The 13971-nt window shown below is 64.7% G+C and carries 14 protein-coding genes and 1 pseudogene; 11 read left to right on the top strand and 4 right to left on the bottom strand.

All coding sequences use genetic code 11. From position 1 onward, the window contains the following. Window positions 1–37: 37 nt before the first annotated feature. The 8 genes from Q331_RS0116910 to Q331_RS0116875 all read left to right on the top strand — a co-directional run bounded on the left by Q331_RS0116910 (window position 38) and on the right by Q331_RS0116875 (window position 9627). Window positions 38–1063 (top strand): ABC transporter permease, encoded by a 1026-nt coding sequence (locus Q331_RS0116910; protein WP_026381641.1) that lies wholly within the window; start codon window positions 38–40, stop codon window positions 1061–1063. Then, window positions 1060–2232 (top strand): ABC transporter permease, encoded by a 1173-nt coding sequence (locus Q331_RS0116905; RefSeq protein WP_026381640.1) that lies wholly within the window; start codon window positions 1060–1062, stop codon window positions 2230–2232. Before Q331_RS0116910 ends, Q331_RS0116905 begins: the two co-directional genes overlap by 4 nt. A 51-nt stretch (window positions 2233–2283) precedes the next feature. Then, the gene (locus Q331_RS22305) at window positions 2284–4932 is read left to right on the top strand and encodes an ABC transporter transmembrane domain-containing protein (protein ID WP_051631301.1); all 2649 of its coding nucleotides are present in this window, start codon (window positions 2284–2286) and stop codon (window positions 4930–4932) included. 17 nt (window positions 4933–4949) lie between these two features. Next, entirely contained in the window at window positions 4950–5414 is a 465-nt protein-coding gene (locus tag Q331_RS0116895) for a cyclic nucleotide-binding domain-containing protein (RefSeq protein ID WP_026381639.1), read from the top strand. 1 nt (window position 5415) lies between these two features. Further along, the gene (locus Q331_RS22300) at window positions 5416–6312 is read left to right on the top strand and encodes an MBL fold metallo-hydrolase (protein ID WP_084175123.1); all 897 of its coding nucleotides are present in this window, start codon (window positions 5416–5418) and stop codon (window positions 6310–6312) included. Beyond that, the gene (locus tag Q331_RS22295) at window positions 6309–7709 is read left to right on the top strand and encodes an adenylate/guanylate cyclase domain-containing protein (RefSeq protein WP_084175122.1); all 1401 of its coding nucleotides are present in this window, start codon (window positions 6309–6311) and stop codon (window positions 7707–7709) included. The genes Q331_RS22300 and Q331_RS22295 overlap by 4 nt, the downstream gene beginning before the upstream one ends. Before the next feature lie 146 nt (window positions 7710–7855). Continuing rightward, window positions 7856–8599 (top strand): SDR family NAD(P)-dependent oxidoreductase, encoded by a 744-nt coding sequence (locus tag Q331_RS0116880; RefSeq protein ID WP_026381638.1) that lies wholly within the window; start codon window positions 7856–7858, stop codon window positions 8597–8599. 20 nt (window positions 8600–8619) lie between these two features. Then, window positions 8620–9627 (top strand): asparaginase, encoded by a 1008-nt coding sequence (locus Q331_RS0116875; RefSeq protein ID WP_026381637.1) that lies wholly within the window; start codon window positions 8620–8622, stop codon window positions 9625–9627. Here Q331_RS0116875 and Q331_RS0116870 read toward each other — a convergent pair. Continuing rightward, window positions 9620–9832, bottom strand: coding sequence for a hypothetical protein (locus Q331_RS0116870; protein WP_026381636.1), 213 nt, complete (start codon window positions 9830–9832; stop codon window positions 9620–9622). The genes Q331_RS0116875 and Q331_RS0116870 overlap by 8 nt on opposite strands. 104 nt (window positions 9833–9936) lie before the next feature. Beyond that, entirely contained in the window at window positions 9937–10932 is a 996-nt protein-coding gene (gene meaB / locus Q331_RS0116865) for a methylmalonyl Co-A mutase-associated GTPase MeaB (protein ID WP_026381635.1), read from the bottom strand. 155 nt (window positions 10933–11087) lie between these two features. Between meaB and Q331_RS0116860 the strand changes: the two genes are divergently transcribed. Then, window positions 11088–11303: a hypothetical protein gene (locus tag Q331_RS0116860; protein ID WP_026381634.1), complete on the top strand. Its 216-nt coding sequence runs from the start codon at window positions 11088–11090 to the stop codon at window positions 11301–11303. Window positions 11304–11433: 130 nt separating this feature from the next. Here Q331_RS0116860 and Q331_RS0116855 read toward each other — a convergent pair whose 3' ends face one another. Next, a complete protein-coding gene (locus Q331_RS0116855; protein ID WP_026381633.1) occupies window positions 11434–11760 on the bottom strand; it encodes a heavy metal-binding domain-containing protein in 327 nt (108 codons plus the stop codon). 350 nt (window positions 11761–12110) lie between these two features. Here Q331_RS0116855 and Q331_RS22290 point away from each other — a divergent pair, with 350 nt between their 5' ends. Next, on the top strand, window positions 12111–12812 hold the full coding sequence (locus Q331_RS22290; RefSeq protein WP_051631300.1) for a hypothetical protein: 702 nt from the start codon (window positions 12111–12113) through the stop codon (window positions 12810–12812). 123 nt (window positions 12813–12935) lie between these two features. Next, window positions 12936–13607 (top strand): hypothetical protein, encoded by a 672-nt coding sequence (locus Q331_RS0116845; RefSeq protein WP_034492833.1) that lies wholly within the window; start codon window positions 12936–12938, stop codon window positions 13605–13607. Between the two features lie 19 nt (window positions 13608–13626). Here Q331_RS0116845 and Q331_RS23960 read toward each other — a convergent pair. Beyond that, a pseudogene (locus Q331_RS23960) lies at window positions 13627–13971 on the bottom strand (IS5/IS1182 family transposase); the annotation flags it as partial.

The raw sequence follows: 13971 nt of genomic DNA, 5'->3' as shown, positions 1-13971 counted from the left end.
GGGAGAGGCACCCGCTGTGGGGAAGAGGCGAAGCTGAATGCTGCGTTACACGCTCAGACGATTGCTCGGCATGGTCCCGACGCTTCTCGTCATCAGCTTTTTGATTTTCCTCATCATCGAACTTCCGCCCGGTGATTACCTCACCAATCAGATCGCCGCTTTGCGCGCCGCCGGCGAGGCGGCGAGCGCCGACAAGATCGCCTTCTTGCGGACCGAGTTCGCGCTCGATAGGCCGTTCTTGGAGCGCTACCTCATCTGGATCGGCCTGTGGCCGGGTCCGGCGGGATTTTCCGGCCTGTTGCAGGGCAATTGGGGCTGGTCGTTCGAGTACAATCAGCCGGTACAGACCGTCATCGGCCCGGCCCTGCCGCTCACCATCATCCTCAACTTCGCCACCATCCTCTTTGTCTATGCCGTGTCGCTGCCCATCGGCGTCTATTCGGCCATGCGGCAATATTCCTTCGGCGACTACTTCTTCACCTTCATCGGCTATATCGGTCTGGCGACGCCGAATTTTCTCCTCGGCCTCATCCTTCTTTACTATTTCAACGTCTGGTTCGGCATGTCGATCGGCGGGCTGATGGATCCGCAATATGTCGACCAGCCCTGGAGCCTGGAAAAGGTCGGCTCGGTGCTTTCCCACCTCATCGTGCCGACCATCGTCATCGGCACCGCCGGTACCGCCGGGATGATCCGGCGATTGCGCGCCAATCTCCTCGACGAACTCGACAGGCAATACGTGACGACGGCGCGTGCGAAGGGTCTGTCGGAGAACCGCCTGGTGGCCAAATATCCGCTGCGCATGGCGCTCAATCCCTTCGTGGCCGATATCGGCAACCTCATCCCGTCGCTTGTCTCCGGCTCCGTCATCGTCTCCGTGGTTCTCAATCTGCCGACGGTTGGGCCGATCCTGCTTGATGCGCTGCAGTCGCAGGATCAGTTCCTCGCCGGCTTCATCCTCCTTTTCGTCGCCATCCTGACGCTGATCGGCATGCTGATCTCCGACATCTTGCTGGCGGTCCTTGATCCGCGCATCCGCCTCGGAGGGGCCGTGCGCCGATGAGCGAGACGAGATCCTCCCGCGCCGACGTCCCGCATTACGTCGACACCGCACCCTTCGACCCGCAGGTGAGCGAAGTCCTGACGCCGGAGCAGGAGCGCTTCTACAGTGCCTCCCAGCTCACCATCATGTGGTGGAAGTTCCGCCGCCACCGGCTCGCCGTCGTCGCCGGCTTCGTGCTCTTCCTGTTCTATCTCACCGTTCCCTTCGCCGAGATCATCGCCCCCTATCCGCCCAATCAGCGGCATGTGGAATATCTCTATGCCCCGCCGCAGGGCGTGAACCTCTTCCACGAAGGCCGTTTCGTCGGCCCCTACGTTCATCCCTACGAGGCCTCCGTCAATCTGGAGATGCTGCGCTGGGACTACGAGAAGGACGAGACGCGCGCCGAGCGGCTGCGCTTCTTCTGCCTCGGCGAGCCTTATCGCTTCTGGGGCCTTGTCGAGGGCCGCTTCCATCTCGTCTGCCCGCCCGAAGGGGGCACGGCCTTCCTCGCCGGCACCGATCGGCTCGGCCGCGACGTCTTCTCCGGCCTGGTGCACGGCGCCCGCATCTCGCTGACGGTCGGCCTCATCGGCGTTGCCATTTCCGTTCTTCTGGGCGTCGTCATCGGCGGCGCCGCCGGCTATTTCGGCGGCTGGGTGGATGCTTTGGTGCAGCGGGTGATCGAGGTCCTGCGCTCGCTGCCGGAGCTGCCTTTATGGATGGCGCTGTCGGCCGCCCTGCCGGTCACCTGGAGCCCCATCCTCATCTATTTCGGCATCACCATCATTCTCGGCCTTCTGGACTGGCCGGGCCTTGCCCGGGCGGTGCGCTCCAAGCTACTAGCCCTGCGCGAAGAGGAGTACGCCAAGGCGGCCGTCTTGATGGGCGCTTCGCCGCGGCGCGTTATTGGCCGCCATCTCGTGCCCGGCTTCATGAGCCATCTTATCGCCAGCGCCACGCTCTCCGTTCCGGCCATGATCCTGGGTGAGACGGCGCTCTCTTTCCTCAATCTCGGCCTCCGGCGGCCGACGATCAGCTGGGGCGTCATGCTCAACGAAGCTCAATCTGTGACAATCATCACAGTCTACCCCTGGCTGGTTGCGCCAGTAGTGCCGGTGATCATTGTCGTGCTAGCCTTTTCCTTCTTCGGTGACGGGCTGCGCGACGCGGCCGATCCGTACAAGTAGCGCGTGTGCTCGGCGCGGCCACGGGGGGCGTGGTAGGAAAGAGCGGAAGCTTTGGAACGTAACTTCTTTCGCTACATCTGGCGCTACTCGCGCAAGCAGCAGCTGATCATCCTGGCGATCACGCTGGTCTCCTTTCCTATTCTCTACGCTTCGCTGGAGCTGCCGAAGATCATCATCAACGAGGCGATCGGCGGTAAGGAGTTCCCCAAGAATTACCTCGGCTTCGAGCTCGACCAGATCGAGTTCCTGCTGTTCTTGTCGCTCACGTTCCTGTTTTTCGTCGGGCTCAACGGCGTCGTCAAATACGTGATGAACGTCTATAAGGGGCTGACGGGCGAGCGCACCTTGCGCCGGCTGCGTTATCAGCTGTTTGAGCGCGTCCTGCGCTTCCGGCTTCCCTATTTCTCCCGCGCCTCTTCCGGCGAAATCATCGCCATGATCGCCTCCGAGGTGCAGCCGCTCGGCGGTTTCATTGCCGATGCGATCGCCGTGCCGGTCTTTCAGGGCGGCACGTTGCTGGTCTACATCTTCTTCATTTTCATGCAGGATCCGCTGCTCGGCGCGGCGGCGATCTCCCTCTACCCCATCCAGGGTTGGCTGATCCCGCGCCTGCAAAAGCGCGTCAACCAGCTGGCGCGCGAGCGTGTGCGCAATCTGCGCGAATTGTCGGAGGATGTCGGCACCTCCATCGCCGGCATTCGCGACATCCATGCCAATAATACTGCAGCTTATCATCTGGCCGAATTCACCAGCCGGCTGCAGAAGAATTTTGAAATCCGCTATGCCATTTTCAAGCGGAAGTTCATGATCAAGTTCATCAATAATCTGATGAACCAGATAACGCCGTTCTTTTTCTATTCCATTGGCGGATATCTGGTCATCAAGGGACAGATTTCCTTCGGTGCGCTGGTCGCCGTCCTGGCCGCCTACAAGGACCTTGCCGCGCCCTGGAAGGAGCTTTTGACCTACTATCAGAACCTTGCCGATACGCAGGTGAAATACGTTGCCGTGGTGGAGCAGTTCGATCCGCCCGATCTCTATCCCGTTGAGCGACTGCACGCCGAGCCGGAGCTCGATCTGAGCGCCTGCTCCTGCATCGCCCTCAGCCATGTCAGCTATTCCGGCGAGGGCGCCGGTCAGGAGCTGAGCGATGTCTCCTGCACCATCCAACTTGGTAGCAAGGTGGCGGTCATCGGCGCCGAATCGAGCGGGCGCACGCAGCTTCTTCTGATGCTGGCCGGTCTGCTCTCGCCCACCAGCGGGCGTATCGATATCGACGGCCGGTCGCTTGATACGCTGCCGCAATCGGTTGTCGGGCGGCGCATCGGCTTCGTCTCCGGCCATCCCTACATCCTCAACGACACCATCCGCTTCAACCTCGTCTATGGCCTCCTGCACCGGCCGATCGCCCCCGCCGAGGAGATCGAAGAGGAGGAGTTGCATCGGCGCATGGTGGAAGCCTCGCGGACCGACAACGCGCCCTACGAGTTCTTCAGCGCCTGGGAGGATCTCGCCGAAGCTGGCGTCGACACGGTGCAGGAGCTCGACCGGCGCGCCATCGACCTCATCGAGGCGGCCGGGATGAACGACGAGATCTATCGGCTGGGCCTGCAGGCGCGCCTTCCCGAAGCCGTCGGGCAGCAAGCGCGCGAAACGATCCTTTCGGCCCGCGCCATGATCGCCGAGACGGTGGGCGAGGGGGGTGCGCAGGCCGATTTCGTCGAGTTCTGGAATCCCGATGCCTTCAACCGCAGCGCCAGCCTGGCGGAGAACATCGTCTTCGGCGTGCCGCGCGATCCTGAGATCAGTCAACGCCAGCTGGCGGCGATGCCCGCTTTCGGCAAGGCCATTGCCGCTGCTGATCTGGAGGAGACGTTGCTTGCCGCCGGCCATCGGCTCGCCGAGACCATGGTGGAGCTGTTCTCCGCCGTCAGCGATGGCAGCGACGTCCTGGCCGCCTATTCCTTCATTCCGATGGAGGAGTTGCCGGAGGTCACGGCGCTGTTGCGCCGCGCCAAGGACGGCCTTGCCAAGCTGAAGCAAAAGGATCGCCAACTCCTCATCGGCCTTGCCTTGCAGCTCGTGCCCAACAAGCATCGGCTTGGCATCGTCACGCCTGAGATTGAGGAAAAGGTGGCCGCAGCGCGCCCGCTCGTGGGTGAGACCTTGCGCGCCGAGGACCCGGAAGGCTTCGATTTCTTCTCCCGCGAGGCTTATTCCGAAGCGCTGTCGATCGAGGACAATCTGCTCTTCGGCCGGCTGCGCGCCGACCGTGCCAGAAGCCGCGAGAGGGCCGAAGCCGCCATCGCCGATTGCGTGGACCGTCTCGATTTGCGGCCCGTCATCATGCGCGCCGGCCTCGATTTTCGCGTTGGCATCAACGGTTCGCGCCTTTCGCCCGGCCAGCGCGTCAAGATCGGCCTGTTGCGTGTGCTCTTGCGCCGTCCGGACGTTCTTGTCGTCGATGATCTGATCAAGGGTAGCGGTGATCCGGGCGAGCGCGCGATGCTTGCCAAGCTCCAGGAGATGACCGGTGATCGCACGCTGATCGTCGGCATGGCCGGGCACCAGCTGGCCGAGGCCTTCGACCATGTCATCGAACTGCAGGGCGGAGAGGTCATCTCGGCGGAAAGCCGCGAGGGTACCCCGCCGCAATCAACACGCAAGGGCGACGAAGCCGGCGTCGCCGCGGCCGAGTAAACGGGAGGGCAAGGGCAATGAGCATGGAAGAGGAGGTGAGGGCGCTTTCCGCGGTTCCGATCCTTGCCAATATTGACGTTGCCAAGCTGAAGCTTCTCGCCTTCATCAGCCAGAGGGTGACCTTCCATCCTGGCGAGATCCTCTGCCGGCAGGGCGACGAGGGCGATACCGCCTTCATCATTCTGCGCGGCGCTTGCGACGTTCTGGTCGATAGCGGCAAGGGCGAGAAGAAGGTTGCCGAGCTCGGCAAGAACGACATCGTCGGCGAGATAGCCGTCCTCTTTGAGGTGCCGCGCACGGCCACCGTGGTGGCGACCGCGGCGACCGAGACGCTGAGCCTCTCGCGCGACCAGCTTTTCACTCTGATGCGGGAGTTTCCTGAGATGAGCTTCGATATCATGCGTATCCTGGCCCAGCGGCTGGAGCGCACCACCCAGGATCTGGCGGCGCTGCGAAGCCAGATCGCCAACCACGCGGCATGAGATGACGGAACCGGCAAGCCTTTCCATTCGCTTCTGGGGCGTGCGCGGCTCCTACGCCGTGCCCGGTCCTGCCACCGTGCGCTACGGCGGCAACACGTCCTGCATGGAGGTCTGTGCCGGCGAGGAATGCATGATTGTCGATTGCGGCAGCGGCGTGCACAATCTCGGCGAGGCGATGCTGGAGGAGGGAAAGCGCTCCGCCACGGTGCTGTTCACCCACACCCATCTCGATCACATTTGCGGCCTGCCCTTCTTCCGCCCGGCCTATCGCGAGGATTTTCGCGTCCGGTTCATGGCCGGGCACCTCCCGACCGATATCCGCCTGCAGGATATCTTCGAGCGGTTGATGGATCCCGTCCTGTTTCCTGTGCAGCCGGCGGTGTTCAAGGATTGCGCCTTTCAGGACATCGCCGTCGGCGAGACGATGCGCTTCGGCAACGGCCTTACCGTGACCAGCGAATGCCTCAATCATACTGGCGGGGCGATCGGCTACCGCTTCGATTTCAAAGGCCGCTCGATCGTCATCGTCACCGACCACGAACACGGTAACAAAGCCATCGACGAGGCGCTGGAACGCTTCGTCGCGGGCGCCGACATCATGGTCTACGACGCCACCTACACCGATGAGGAATATCGCAACTATGTCGGTTGGGGGCATTCCACCTGGCAGGAGGCGCTGAAGCTGGCCGAGAAGGCGGGCGTCAGGCAGCCGGTCCTCTTCCACCACCATCCGGAGCGCAGCGACGACGACCTCGACGCATTGCGCGCCACCATCCGGACCCGCTTTGCGATGGCCGAGATCGCCCGCGAAGGCATGCGCCTTGAGGCCGGAAAGCCGACGCCGGAAGCGGCGACGACGTCGACGCCAAGAAGGGAGGCGCCAGTCGGCAGCCGATGAGCCGTGCCCGCGAGGCGCTGCCGCAAAGCCTGCAGCGGCAGATCGACGAACTCGACGAGCGAGCCGAGATCCGCATCGGCTGGGCGCAGCTTGCCCTGATCGCCTTTTTCGGCTCCGCCTATCTGCTCTTGCCGCGCGCCGAAGGGACCGCCGGCTTCAACTTCGTGCCCTATGCGCTCGGCGGCTACGCCGTCTTCACCCTTCTGCGCCTTTTCCTCGCCTACCGCCGCAGGCTCAACGCGCCGCTCCTCGTCGTCTCCATCTTCATCGACGTCGCGCTTCTGACGGCGATCATCTTCTCCTACCATATCCAGTACGACGAGCCGGCGGCCTTCTATCTGAAGGCGCCGACGGTGCTGTATTTCTTCCTTTTCATCGCCCTGCGGGCGTTGCGCTTCGATCCGGCGCTGCTCATCCTCACCGGCGCGCTGGCGGCTGCCGCCTGGTTGTCGCTGGCTTCCTACGCCATCTTCTTCGACGAGGAATTCGTCGGCATCACCCGCAACTACATCGACTATTCCAACGGCAACCGCGTCCTCATCGGCGCCGAGCTGGACAAGATCATCGTCATCACCGCCACCACCTTTCTGCTCGCCTATGCGCTGGTGCGCTCGCGCGAGCTGCTTGTCTCCGCGGTGCGCGATCATGCGACGGTGGGCAATCTCTCGCGCTTCTTCGCGCCTGACGTCGCCCGTTCGGTCGGCGGCGAGGATCCGGATGCGCTGATGCCCGGCAAGGGCATGACGCGCGACATGGCGGCGATCTTCATCGACATACGCGGCTTCACGCCGATGGCCGCAGAGATGCAGCCCGACAGGGTGATCGCGCTTCTGACCCGCTATCAGACGCTGATGAGCGAGGCGATCCACCGTTTCGGGGGCAATATCGACAAGTTTCTCGGCGACGGCATCCTTGCCACGTTCGGCGCCGTGCGGCCTTCCACGACCTATGCCGCCGACGCGCTCGGCGCCTGCTTTGCGGCGCTGGCGGCGGCGGAGAGACTGAACGAGGAGCTGGCCGGCGAAGCCTCCGCAAGAAGGATCACCATCGGCTGCGCGGCGGCCTGCGGGCCCGCGGTGGTGGGCGTTGTCGGCGGCAACGACCGGCTGGAGCACACCGTCATCGGCTCGCCGGTCAACCTCGCCGCCAAGCTGGAAGACGCCAACCGCGCCGAAGGCACGCTCGGCCTGACCACGGCGGGGATGCTGGCGCTGGCCCGAAAGCAGGGCTTTTCCCCGCCGGCGGGCATTGAAGCGCGCGGCAAGCGGGTCATCGTCGGCTTTGCCGAGCCGGTCGATCTCGTCGCGCTCGCCCCGGGGCCCGCGGCTTTGTCCTCCGGCGCGACGCCCGTCCTGGAGCAGCAAGGCCCGGCGGTGACCGAGCCGCGGCTGCCATAGCCTCTCGCCGGCCTTTGCGCCCGCTTGTCGCCGCCGATGCGCCGACTTAACCTTGCGCGCCAGGGAGGGCAGGGCGTGGCGCATCCGCTTGGCATCATGGACGGCATGGAGGAGGGGAGAGGCTTCGTGCTCTCGCCGGGGGCGCGATGAGCGGCCATGCCGTCATCACCGGCGGCGCTTCGGGCATCGGCCTTGCCACGGCGCGGCTTCTTCTTTCTTTCGGCTGGCAGGTTTCCGTGCTCGATCAGAGCCGCGACGCGCTGGCGGGGGCCGACAGAACGCTGCGCGGCGAGGAGGTCCTCCTGGTGGAGACCGACGTCACTGACGAGGAGGCGGTGGAAGAGGCGCTGGACGAGGCGGAGGAGGCCTTCGGCCCGCCTTTCGGCCTCGTCAACGCGGCCGGGATTGCCCGCGACGTGCCGTTTGAGGAGACGGATGCGGAGCTCTTCCGCCAGGTGCTGGAAATCAACCTCACCGGCGCCTTCATCGCCGCCAAGGCGACGGTTCTGCGCATGGCCGATGGCGGGGCGGTGGTCAATGTCGGTTCCGTCTCGGGCCTGCGCGGCAATGCCGGCCGCGTCGCCTACGGCGCCTCCAAGGGCGGGCTGATCACCATGACCAAGGTCATGGCCGCCGAGCTCGGCCCCCGCGGCATCCGCGTCAACGCCGTCCTGCCCGGCCCCATCGACACGCCCCTGGTGCGCGAACTGCACGACGCCGAGCAGCGCCGCATCTGGCGCGAGCGCATCCCCCAGCGCCGCTATGGCGAGCCGGAGGAAGTGGCCGCGGCGATCCATTTTCTGCTGTCGGAGGCCGGCAGCTACGTCAACGGCCATTGCCTTTCCGTCGACGGCGGCTTTCTGGCCGCCGGCATCCTGCGGCCCGACTGAGCCGAGCCAAGATACGCATCATGTCCAATCCTATCCTCGTCGAAGTCACCCGCGGCGCCGTCGTGGAGAGCCGCCACCGCGGCGCCTTCGCCGTCCTCGACGCCAGGGGCGATATCCTGGCGGCGGCCGGCGATATCGAGAGCCCGGTCTTCCCGCGCTCGGCGGTGAAGGCGATCCAGGCCTTGCCGCTGGTGGAAAGCGGCGGCGCCGCCGCCTTCGGCTATGGCGGGGCGGAGCTTGCCCTTGCCCAGGCCTCGCATGGCGGCGAGCCGGCGCATGTGGCGCTGGCGAAATCGATGCTGAAGCGCGCCGGCCTTGACGAAGCGGCGCTGCTTTGCGGTGCGCAGTTGCCGAGCCATGCGCCCGCCGCCGAGGCGCTTCTGCGTCGCGGCGAGGAGCCGGGGCCGCTGCACAACAATTGCTCCGGCAAGCATGCCGGCATGCTGGCCGTCTGCGCCCATCTCGGCTTCGACCCGGCCGGCTATGTGGAGCCGGACCACCCGGTACAGCGCCTGGTGCGCCAAGCGCTTGAGGATGTGACCGGCGCCGGCCATGTTGAAGCGCTCTGCGGCATCGACGGCTGCTCCATCCCCACCTATGCCGTGCCCCTGGAAGCGCTCGCCGCCGGTTTTGCCCGCCTCGCCACCGGCGCCGGCCTTTCCCCGGCGCGCGCGGCGGCGGCGAGCGCGGTCCTTGCCGCCGCTGCGGAGCATCCCTGGCATGTCGCCGGCACCGGCCGTTTCTGCACCGGCGCCATGCAGGCGCTGGGCGCAGGCGCTCTCGTCAAGACCGGGGCGGAGGGCGTCTTTTGCGCCGCTCTGCCGCAAGCCGGACTGGGCATTGCGCTGAAGATCGATGACGGTGCCTCGCGCGCTTCTGAAGCGGCGATGGCTGAAATCCTCGCCCGGCTCGTCCCGCAAGGCTCCAAGGGGCTCGCCCGCTGGCGGCCGCGGATGCTGCGCAACCGCCGCGATATCCACATTGGCGAGGTGCGCGCCGTGGCAGAGGTTTTCGCTGGCCTCAGCTGAGGCGGTCGGCGCCCTCCGCCGGCATCCGGGCTTCGCGGAAGATGGGCGCGCGCGGCCGCTCCACACCTGGCCGCACGCCATCCTCGCTCGCCTCGATCGTGCCGCGCAGGCCGAGCGGGTGTTCTTCCTGGCAGCCGGCGAGCAGCAGGGGTGCGGCGCAAAGCGCTGCGAGCAGGACAGAGCGGGAAAGCAAACGCGGCTGCATCGGCTAAGACTGCCTCATTGCCGGCCTCGGCGCTGCCTCTCGGTTAAGACAGCGTTAACGCGCCAGGCGAGGTTTGAGTGAAACATGCGCAAAAAGCGGATGACCTAGCCGAGCGCGGCGCCGAGCGCGGCGGCAAGCGCCTCTTCGGCGGCGGCGCTGGCGCTCGTCTCGCCCGCCTCCACCGCTTTCTCCAGCCTGGCGATTTTCGCCTTGGCGGGCCCGTGGAAAAGCCGTTCCGTCAGCCGCTCCTGCAAGATGGCGCGAAACCAGATGACCGCCTGACGTCGCCGCCGCGCCTCCAGCGAGCCTCTTTCTTGCGCCAGCGCGCGGAACGCGCCGATCGCCTGCCACAGCGCTTGCAGGCCCTCATTGGCGAGCCCGGAGGTCAGAAGCACCGGCACGCTCCATCCCTCGCGCTCCGAAGCCAGGATGCGCAGCGCCGCCCGCAGGTCGGCCGCCGCGTCTTCCGCGCGCTTCAGGTTGCCCGCCTCCGCCTTGTTGACGCAGATGATGTCGGCGAGCTCCAGAACGCCCTTCTTCAGCCCCTGCAATTCGTCGCCGGAGCCAGGCAGGGAGAGCGCCACGAAGACGTCGACCATATCGGCGACGGCGGTCTCCGACTGGCCGACCCCGACGGTCTCCACGATGATGACGTCAAAGCCGGCGGCCTCCAGCACCAGCATCGCTTCGCGCGTGCGCGCCGCAACGCCCCCCAAAGTGCCGCCGGTGGGGGAGGGCCGGATGAAGGCCTTCTCGTCCTGGGAAAGCTGCGCCATGCGCGTCTTGTCGCCGAGGATGGATCCGCCGGTGCGCGTCGATGTCGGATCGACGGCCAAGACCGCCACCTTATGGCCGGCGGCGGTGAGATTGGTGCCGAAAGTGTCGATCAGGGTCGATTTGCCGGCGCCCGGCGAGCCGGTCATGCCGATGCGCACCGCCTTGCCGGCATCGGGCCGCAGCTTCTCCATCAGCGCCGCCGCCTCGGCGCGATGATCCTCGCGCCGCGATTCCACCAGGGTGATGGCGCGCCCGAGGGCACGGCGCTCGCCGGCGCGAACCTTCCTCGCCAGTTCCTCGATGGATGAAGCCTTCTCGCCCATCCCGGCTTGGTAGCCGGCCGGCTCGCCCCGGTCCATGGCGGCGAGGTGATATGGTCCCTTACTCCACGACTTGGAATCTTCTTTGGTGAGGTTGAACCGTTCTGCCAGAGCGCATCGCCGACAAGGCCAGGACGCCATCGGCGGAGATCTGCGTTATGCTGGGTAACGCCGCAATCAAAGGGTCGCTGATGGAAGATCTCTCCACGCCCATTCGTTACGGGCTGATTGGTGCCGTCGCCGGTTTATTGGGTTTTGGGCTGTCCATGGCTCTTGGCCTCGACCTGGAGGCGCCATGGTGGCTGCTTATGCTCGCCGGCGGAATCGGCGGCTACGTGGGCGGGTACTTCAAGGAAAAGCGACGCAGCAGATAAGGCGGCGTCGACCGAAGCGCTCCTATGCGGATGGGCTTTCCGATGCAGGTTGCGTGTGCGCCGTCACGCCGGCTCCAAGGGGTATGGCCACGGCGCCGCGCCTGCCATCGGCCGCTTATGCTGCCGGCGCTTAGTCCAGAAAGACGGCCGTGCCGGAGGCCGACACCATCATCATGCTGCCGCGGTCGCCGATGGATATGGTCTCGTAGTCGATATCTACGCCGATGACGGCATTGCCGCCGAGCCGGCGCGCCTCCGCCTGCATTTCCGCGATGGCCGTCTCGCGCGCCTCGCGCAGCGAGCTCTCGTAGGCGCCGGCGCGCCCGCCGACGATGTCGCGGATGCCGGCGAAGAAATCGCGGAAGACGTTCGTTCCCAAAATCGCCTCGCCGGTGACCACGCCGAGATAGTCGCGGATGGCCTTGCCTTCGATCGTGTGGGTGGTGGTGATGAGCATGCAGGTGATCTCCTCTTGGCGCGCCGCAATTTGGCAAATGCGCTCCGGCATGGAAAGCCGTTCGCCTGTCCGGAGAGCAAGGCCCGGAGGTGGCCTTTCCTGGTAGGCGATTGACGTCTTCACGCTCGGTCTTGAAGCAAATTCGCAGGCAGGTCGGAGGAGGTTGCCTGTGTAAAATAAATATAAAGCTTTAAATTCTGATATATTTACGAGAATAGAAATAGTTGGTACTGTTAAGCACATGAAAAACAATAAGATTCCGCGTGACTCCCAAGAATATCTATCGTAAGTTGCATTATCCGTTGCATATCAACGGTTGTTTGAGTGAAAGCGTTCAACGGGAGTGCAAAATGGCTGAGTATTCTGTCGTTATCGACATGGACCAGGATACGGTGGCGGCCCTGAAGGGCTCCAACTACTATCTCTACGGGTTCAAGGCCGTGCGCGGCCAATCCTCCGGCGTGCCGACGGTGTGGTTCCAGAGTCAGAATTTTCTCACCGAGACGACGCTGACCTGGGAGGAGAGCTACCAGTCCTACATCTCCAACGACGAGATCGAATCGAACGTCGTCATCCATGCCAGCAACAAGGCGGATATCGATCTCGGCCAGACGATGACGGTCGATCAGTACGGCAACGTCAAGGTGAGCGGCGATGGGACGGCGGGCGCCGTCTCCATCATGAACGCCTCCACCAGTCCCTATACCTGCGGCCTGTCGCAGCAAAGCCCCAGCGGCGACTACACTTCTCTCTGCGCCTTTCCTCTTTACGGCAACGGTCTCGACCTGATCGTCCCGATCGAGAAGGTGCTGCTGATGTTCGCCACCAAGCCGGTGAAGACGGCGACGGTCATCGTCCAGGCCTTCGCGCAGGGCGTTCTTATCGATCTGACCGGCGTGGAATCTCGCGAGCTGAGCTTCGACATCAACAAGGGCTGGAATTTTGGCACCGCCACCTGGGCGCAGACCGTGCCCGCCAACAGCCCGATGCAGCCGCTCCTGATCCTGCCGCAGGTCAGCGAGAGCGTCGCGGCACGGCGGCTCGCCGCCTGAGCGCGCCGCACCGTTTGCCAATCGAGGGGAAGGGGAGACCCCCTTCCCCAGCGGTGGCGTTCTGCGAGCGTGCGTGCCGCGATGTTCGCGCCCGGCAAGGCAGCGGCGGGGAAGCCTTCGGCGATGACTTCCAAGAGCGTCACGATCGTTCTCAATGATGAGACGCTGAAGCAGCTGAAGATGCAGGCGGCGCGGCTTTATGCGTTGCGCGCCGTCACCTCCGCCGACCGAACCGGCCAGCCCACCGTGTGGTACCGCAACGACAATCTGCTCGCCAGCAACTACGTCCAGTGGGATGCCACCTACGAGGCTTACATCTCGACAGATCCGCTGACCCCCTACGAGACGGTCAGACCGCAATCGACGGTGGCCATCGCTCCCTCGCAGATGGCCACCATCTCCGACGCCGGCCTTCTGTCGACGCAGGTGGGCGATTTGGACGGGCGCTTCCAAATCCGCAATGCCGGCGACACCGCCTATACCTGCGGCATCATCGGCGCGCCTCAGATCGGCGGCAATTACTGCGCCTTCCACATCACGGTCGGCGGCCTCGTCGTCATCACGCCGACCGACAAGGCGTTCTTCATGTTCGCCTCGCAGACCTTTCAGGTCGGTACGATCATCGCCCAGTCCTTCGGCGCCGGCATCCTCCTCGACGTTCCCTCAGGAGAGACGACCATCTCCTTCGATGTCGCAACGGGATGGAGTGTCGGTTCGTCTGTCACCTCCGAGGAAATCGAGGCCGGCAAGTCTTTGCAGGATATCCTGATCATTCCGAGCGCCATGGCGAAATGAAAAATATTATAGTTGACTGTTAAGAAGCCGTCTGGAGCGCGGTTTTGGGGCCAATGGCTTTGGCAAAGGCCTCCAGGATGAGGCGCAAGAGAAGCCTCAGCCAGCGGAGGATGAGGCGGAAGTTGTAGCCGGCGGCGGTGAGGACGGCATTGGCGTGGTCGCCGTGGCGTCCCTTGAGGAAGTTGCGGCCCATGTGGCCGTCGGTCTTGAGGTGTCCGATAACGGCCTCGATGGCGGATCGTCTTCTGAGCTCCTTCTTGATGGCCCCGAACACGCCCCGCTTCTGCCCGGAGCGGAAGACGCCGAGCGGCCTTGGCGCATCGTGGCCGCGGTAGCCCTTGTCGACATAGACGCGCCGGACCTC

It is taken from the genome of Afifella pfennigii DSM 17143, assembly GCF_000688515.1.
Classification (GTDB): domain Bacteria; phylum Pseudomonadota; class Alphaproteobacteria; order Rhizobiales; family Afifellaceae; genus Afifella; species Afifella pfennigii.
Note: the sequence above shows the minus strand (reverse complement) of the source record. Positions and strands in the feature narration are given on the sequence as shown.